Origin of the sequence: Psychromonas sp. (assembly GCF_047632995.1) — a bacterium.
Taxonomy (GTDB): Bacteria; Pseudomonadota; Gammaproteobacteria; order Enterobacterales; family Psychromonadaceae; genus Psychromonas.
Map to the genome: position 1 here is coordinate 1 of NZ_JBLIEK010000147.1, position 7,054 is coordinate 7,054.

At 39.3% G+C, this 7,054-nt stretch carries 4 protein-coding genes; 1 reads left to right on the forward strand and 3 read right to left on the reverse strand.

The genetic code is table 11. The features are described 5' to 3' along the window. Positions 1–202 precede the first annotated feature (202 nt). Complete coding sequence (locus ACJAT7_RS16700; protein ID WP_415227938.1) at positions 203–1,303, reverse strand: carbohydrate porin; 1,101 nt, start codon at positions 1,301–1,303, stop codon at positions 203–205. A 617-nt stretch (positions 1,304–1,920) separates the two neighbouring features. On the opposite strand from ACJAT7_RS16700, the gene ACJAT7_RS16705 reads away from it, so the two are divergent. Beyond that, positions 1,921–2,919 carry a LacI family DNA-binding transcriptional regulator gene (locus tag ACJAT7_RS16705; RefSeq protein ID WP_415227939.1) on the forward strand — a complete coding sequence of 333 codons (999 nt, stop codon included), beginning with the start codon at positions 1,921–1,923 and terminating at the stop codon, positions 2,917–2,919. 217 nt (positions 2,920–3,136) lie between these two features. Here the strand turns inward: ACJAT7_RS16705 and ACJAT7_RS16710 are convergent, their stop codons facing one another. Together ACJAT7_RS16710 and ACJAT7_RS16715 are read right to left on the reverse strand one after the other, a co-directional pair. Beyond that, positions 3,137–3,562, reverse strand: a complete 426-nt coding sequence (locus ACJAT7_RS16710) for a hypothetical protein (RefSeq protein ID WP_415227940.1) — start codon at positions 3,560–3,562, stop codon at positions 3,137–3,139. A gap of 5 nt (positions 3,563–3,567) precedes the next feature. Next, positions 3,568–7,014: a hypothetical protein gene (locus ACJAT7_RS16715; RefSeq protein WP_415227941.1), complete on the reverse strand. Its 3,447-nt coding sequence runs from the start codon at positions 7,012–7,014 to the stop codon at positions 3,568–3,570. Positions 7,015–7,054 lie beyond the last annotated feature (40 nt).

Below are 7,054 nucleotides of genomic sequence, written 5' to 3' on the forward strand. Positions count from 1 at the left end.
CGGCATATGGCGTATCCAAAGTTCGAAAGGAGTCCATAACAAAATTATCAGATGAGGAGCAAGCGGCCAATAAACTAGCTAATAGCACAATATATAAGTTTTTCAATATTCTATCCTCTAAATAAAAAGGCAGCAATCGGTTGATTGCTGCCTTTGTAGTTTATCACTAACTAGTTAGCTGTGAATTATCTAAATTATCGGCCTACCACCAAGCTTCAAACATTGCACCAGCAATAACAGGATTTTCTGTTTCACCAGCTCTATTTTCTTCCTGACCAGCAGTCACATAGAAGCGTAACATTGGACGAGCCCAAGTAACGCCGCCTACTGCGATGTTTTGCGATAATGTCAATTTAGCTGCAGAACTTTCATCACCATTGTCATAATCAACAAATGAGTAACCGGCTTCTAACCATGTTGAATGGATTTCATTCCAAGCATGGGTAGGACGAAGCACGATATTCATTGTATCGCGATCACCGCTATCTGCAGCTTCATCAATCATGTGGTATGAAGCAAGATACTCTAGGTTGGTGCGTTCTGCTAAGTTAAAGCTACCGTCAACACTAAGATAATCTGATGACAACCCTTCTACTCGGCCCCAAGAAAGGCTGTTCTCTGTGTTATCAGAGTGACGGTAGTATGCGTTTTGTCCCCAACCACTTAGTTTTGCAACCAATAGATAAGCATCAATAGGATCCACTACCGTATCATCAGTAAAACCATAGTTGGCAATAATATCCAGGTTAAGCTCATCGCCTAATTTGATATTGCTTAATTTAGAAGTAACAGCAAAATTTGCACCGTCATTAGCATCAACAAAACCTAATTCAAGGGTTGCAAAGCCAAGGTTAAGCCCTTTAATACCCGCGCCCTGACCATCTTGTATAGAAAGATAGTAATCAGTTAAACCCTGTTGCATACGTGAATGGAAAACACGACCAGCCCAGACATAGGCATCAGATTGAGATGCCCAAATATTAGATGCGCCAGCATACGCTTGTTTAACTCCAAGCCCATTGCCCCAATCATCAATCATCAGGCCAAGATCCCATTTAGTAGCGTTTTCAGGTTCAAATCTTTTAACGAAAAGCCACTCACCACCGTTACCTTCATTACCTAGACGACCTGCAGCATTACCAGTTTGACCATCAGCCGCGATCTGTTTATTACCATCTTGTTCATATTGAGTGCCCCAACGTGCATAACCGTGGAACTCAAAAGCGTCATCCGCACTAGCAATTTGAGGTGCTGCCATACCAGCTGCTAAGGCACATGCTAAGGTGATTTTTGATAATTTCATAGTAACTCCATAATTTTATAGTTTTATAGTTTTTTCGAATTCAATAAACAAAGCATCATGCAAGCGCTTTCTTTTTCTGTTTTAAAAATAGCCAATCGGGATTTGTAAAGTGTATAAACACTTAATTACCCGTTGGCTAATGTCAAAACCAAGCATCATGCAAGCGCTTTCTTTTTCTGTTTTAAAATAACCAAATATAGATTGATAAAGTGTATAAACAATTAATTACCTGTTGGCTAATTTCGAAACCAAGTATAAAGAGAAACTACACGACATAAAGTGAGCGACATCACTAAAACCAGGCCGCGAGTGTGAGTTTAGTCACAAGATTAAAAGTCTCGACTGAACTAATGTAATCCTCTAAAATCAGAACGATATCAGAACGATAATGCGCTGATATATATGCGCTATTTTAAAAGCACCGACATAGAGTCAAGGTATGTATATAATTTTCATATTATATGCGACGCTCATCAGAACGCAACGAAAGCGCTTGCGCTGTGTGGCTCCTAAGTTCAATATTAAGAAATAAGATAATCGGCTGTAAACTGCGTGACCATTATTTATCCGTCCCTCCCAGTTCACGGCATTTAATAAACATATTACAGGAGAGTCAGTTGATCACTATTAAAGAAGTATCGGAACTTGCCCAAGTTTCGCAGGCGACGGTTTCAAGAGCGTTAAATGGCCATGCTACGGTTAAAGAAGCAAATAAAATCAAGGTATTTGAAGCCATTGAAAAACTGGGTTATAAACCAAATTCATTTGCACAGGCGCTCGCATCTAGCCGTTCAAACAGTATTGGCATGTTAGTTGGCTCACTTGAAGGCCCTTTCTACGGCCCTTTGATGCATAACGCTGAAGATACGGTTCGTAAAAAAAATATGCATTTAATTGTTACCAGTGGTCAGGAATCAAAAGAAAAAGAAATTGACTCGATTCGATTTCTGCAATCTAAGCAAGTTGATGGGTTAATCATTCATTCTGATATGTTATCTGATGATGAATTAATCAAAATAGCCAATGAGACTAAAGCGACAATTATTTTGAACCGCTATATCCCCGAATTAGCTCAGCAGTGTATCTGCATTGATAATGAGCTTGGTGGATACCTTGCAACAAAATATTTAATTGAATCAGGCCATAACAAGGTTGCCTGCATCACTGGGCAGCTTAGCAAAATTGACAGCCGAGACCGTTTACAAGGCTACCGAAATGCACTTGCAGAGTACGGTATAGCGTATGATGCTAACCTGATTGCCGAAGGCCGTTTTGATCATAAAGGCAATCATGAAACGGTCAGGCGTTTACTGGATCGTAATAAAGAAATTACGGCCATTTTCTGCCAAAACGACAATATCGCGCTAGCTGTCTACGATATTTGCAGTGAAAGGAAGATCTCTGTTGGTGATGAGCTTTCTCTTGTTGGTTACGATAATGACACCTATAGCCAACATATTAGACCTGAACTCACGACCGTTAACTTTCCGGTTAAAGAGATGGGCATTGAAGCGGCTAACTGCGTACTCTCTTTAGTCAGTAAAAAAACTTATACACTAAACAATAAATTGGCCCCCGAGTTGATCATCCGAAATTCAGTCAAAAAATTAAAGTAGGTAATAGCGCAGCTAAAGGCAAGCCTCCGTTGAAAGAGTAAATAAGCTCTGTATTTTTTTCCAAGGGGTATCTCTGCGAGGATCTCGATCACTTATTGTTCTTAAATCAGCTAGCAGGTGGAATTGATAAAGTGACGGCTGGCCTGCTTGCACTATTTACATAAAACAAGACGAAAAAAAAGGCAGATAAACTGCCTTTAATAATAACTGAAAATAATTAGCCCCATAACTCCGACGTTATGTTTACCAACTGGTGACGAATAGTATCATCAATAATTATTGATGGTGAGTTAGCATCATTTGTATCACTATTTTCCACAATCAAAACCTTGCCATCTTCACTAAGCGTGTGCGTATGATATATGCCACGTTTGATATTGTAGGTTTTGTTGATTTCCATATCCCAACTTATGATATCAATAATATTATTTTTAATATCGAGCTCAGCACAAAATAAGATACATTTACCTGATTGCAATACAAAAACTTCATCGGTTTCGTTATGGCACTGAAAGTTATCTATTTTATCAGGCTCCAACTCATCAATATAATTGAGCATTGCAACTCGCCATGTCTGAAAGTTAACGACGGGAGAATAACCCGCCGCATCATAAGCAGACACCTCTAACAGGTGACTTGTCACAATGATTACACCTCGTGTGTTTTCAGCAACATAGTTGCCGGAATGGAAACAGTGATCTTTTTAATACCACCGCTGCGAGAAAATATCTGACGACTAACCATTTTACTAAGTAATAATTGGTTGAACTGCTGCGTTTCACCGATTTCATTTATCAACTCGACTCTAGCCGCCCCTTCTTCAACGATCTCATACACAAAAGGAACCTGACAGTAAGTAAATGCCAACTGTTTTTCTGCAAGCGCGATGCTTTGCTGTTCACTATGTAAATTAATGAATTCAAATTGTGAGCTAGCAGATAAAAACTCAGTCTCTTTAAGCAGAGATGGTTGGAAATATATTTGCCCTTCTTCAACAATTAAACCTAATTCACCAAAGCGCGTTAAAATCTCTTCTTTTACTTGCCCTGTCATGCCAGGTTGTTGAGCACCCGCTTGCTTGGGTGTATGAGAATACGGGTCAGTGGGGAATGCACCGTAAACATCCGGTGTTTTGTTAAAACCAATACCTAAACGTACTTTATAGTAGTATTCAGCCAGTTGTTGCGTCGCAGCTGACTCTGAATCCTCTTTCCATGCAGCAAAATAGTTCTCCTGAACAGCCAGTAGTAATTTAGAGACCATATGCCAGTAGATTGAACCTAAACCTTCATAGCCGAACATTGTTCCTGAACGGCCTGTAAATGCCTGATGGTTAAATACTTCTTCATAGCAAGCTAATACATCAGAGGTACTGTTAGCTGCTTCAGCGTAATCCGGTTCAACATTTTTAAGCGCCTTTGATAGAACACCTGCATTTTCGAAATTAGCGTTGAAATGGTAAGCACCTGCAGCATCAATTTCAATGATGCGGCGGTCACCTTTTGCAACCATAGCGTTAAGTAATGCATTTCCTTTTACACGTTCTGCAGCAATAAAGTTTTTGTTAGCAAAGCGCGTTAAATCACGATCCGGGTAGAGCATGAAAGTTTGCTGATCTGCACGGAACATTTCACTTGCATATAATTTATCTAATAACTCCACAGCTTGCTGAGGTTTTAAAACACCAGAAGACAATACCGCTACCTGACCTTCAAGCATAGGGTAGAGCAGATCAACATTAACACTGTCGGACGTATATTTAATGATGTTATAAGCATTGTACAAACCGTCTTGACGTAGATTGGTCTGAATACTTTCATCAATTACTTGCAGGCTCACATTTAACATTTGGTTGATAGCCGCGCAGTCAATTGTTGTTTTACCTGAGAAACCATTTTTATAAACAGCAGCGCGGTAATCCGCAGCAGCGACGGCAAGATTTCTTAGCACATCATTACGCGTTTGTGCATTGATGTTCTTATCTTGAATCAGTGCATTCGCTTCCTGAAGGATTTTTGATGTTTGTGTAACCCACTGCGCTAGCTCAGATGAAAGTTCAACTTCCATCGTATTGTCTTTTAAAAGATCTTGTAAAAAAGCAACATAACGGCGCATGTAGTACAAGGTCACCATAGAAAGACCGGTACCAACGATCGCATTATTAGCATCATTCCATTCGGGTCTTTGCGTATTTAGCCAAATACCGCCGTCAACAACGAGGTTACCGAGTTTAGCCAGTAAAGGAACCAATAACTTTTCAGTTAGGTTAACCATATAAACATTGCGATCAGCATCCAATAATAATCGACCATCACTGCCTAGCTGTATAACACGCTCTTCGATAATGCGCTGTTTATCATTATTGAAAATCACAGTGTTTTTTGGATCTGCAAATAATTTTTCAACACCTTCAATTTCATAAGGCACATTGGCGTAACTGAAAATCTCTGTGCTTAAAAGTTCATTTAGCTCTGCTGGTTGATATTTTTTAGATAATTCCAGGAACTTAAGAAGGTAGATAATCTGATGATCACCCCAGTAACCAATATTACTCCAAGCATCATCTTCTTCCAGCATCTCCCAATCAACACCGCCTTTAGTAATACGGTAAGGGTTGTAACCATCGACAGTTGATGCGTTAACGAATTTAGAGATAAATGATTTGATAAAGTTAGGGTAACTTAGCCCCAATGCTTCCCAGTTCTGGAAAATATCACGCCAGTTACCTTGGTAAGAAAGTAGCCTATCACCGTTCTCATCTTTCAATTTAATTTCGAAATGATTCCATGGGCGACTTGGATCACCATGACGACGGCCGAAAGTTAAAGGTAGGTACTCATGGCATAAACGAACAAGCTGTGTATCTTTTTGTTCTGCCGCTATTGATAATAACTCTTGATATCCAATACGTTCTGGCAAAGCATCAAAAAACTTAGCATGCCTTGCACAAACTACTTTATTAGCATTAGTTAAAGTCTTTACAAGATCTTGTTTTTCCACCCAATATTGGTCAACGACCACGCCACCACGCATATTATTAAATAACACATTGGCATAATGATGAACAGTTGTCTCTTCTTCTGCTGTTTTTTGATAGGCATCACTGCCCGCCATCAACATTAATAGATCTTGGTGATTATCTTCAATTGAGCATTTAATATTACTTTTAACCGCTACGTTCGGCTGTAAATTTTGTTGCAACGTAACAATATCAGCATGGGTTTTGTCGATATCGGCGACTATCTGCCAGCTGTTTTCTTGCCCGGCATCAAGTACACACTTTTTATGAACGAAATATGCCCCTCTTAACCCGCGGCGCAGTTCTTCATTTTCGAGTGACTCACCTCGACGAAAAGCCCCTAGTTGTGCGCTTGACAATAAAATAGACTGATACTCATCAACGACACTGAAGACAGTTGTTGCGCGTAATGATTCAGCAGGCTCGGCACGATCACTTAATTTTGCATATAAGCTGTAGGTTGCGAGTGTGGATTCCGGTAGTAGTTCATTCCACTTATAAGCATCCAGTAATGCACTACTCGTTTGCATAAGTGCAAGCGGTGCATTTGGTGGGAGAATATTTTGAATACCATCCACAAGCTCTATTTCAACGGTTTGTTGAGCGTTATTTTTTACAGTTGATGTTCTAACAAAACCGAATTGTTCACTTGTAGCCCATTGATATTTGAAAGTAAGTCCGAGATCAATATTGATTTCTTCAAAAACAATCTTATCACCGGCTATATTCTTATAAAGGTTACGTTGAACATCATAGAGGCTATTATGCTGAAGATTAAACGGTTCCCATTGTTTGCAACCATTTTCAGTTTGCACTTTAACAATTGTTTTACTGCCGGTGTTTTCTGCATTTTCGTGAATATAATCAACTGATTTATAAGGAAACAATGCATTTTCAGGTCGAATTCGACCTGCAGATAAACACCCCGTAGATGAAATAAACAACCAGTGATCACTGGCAGAGACCACACTGATAAAAAATGGTGCCATCTTATCTGCATTTTTTATTTGATAGTATTTATCACCATCAAGTGAGACAAATTGTCCCGAAATATTATTACTATTTTCAATTATCATGGTAAAACCTAAATATGTGTAAGCGCTTTCTTATGAAAAC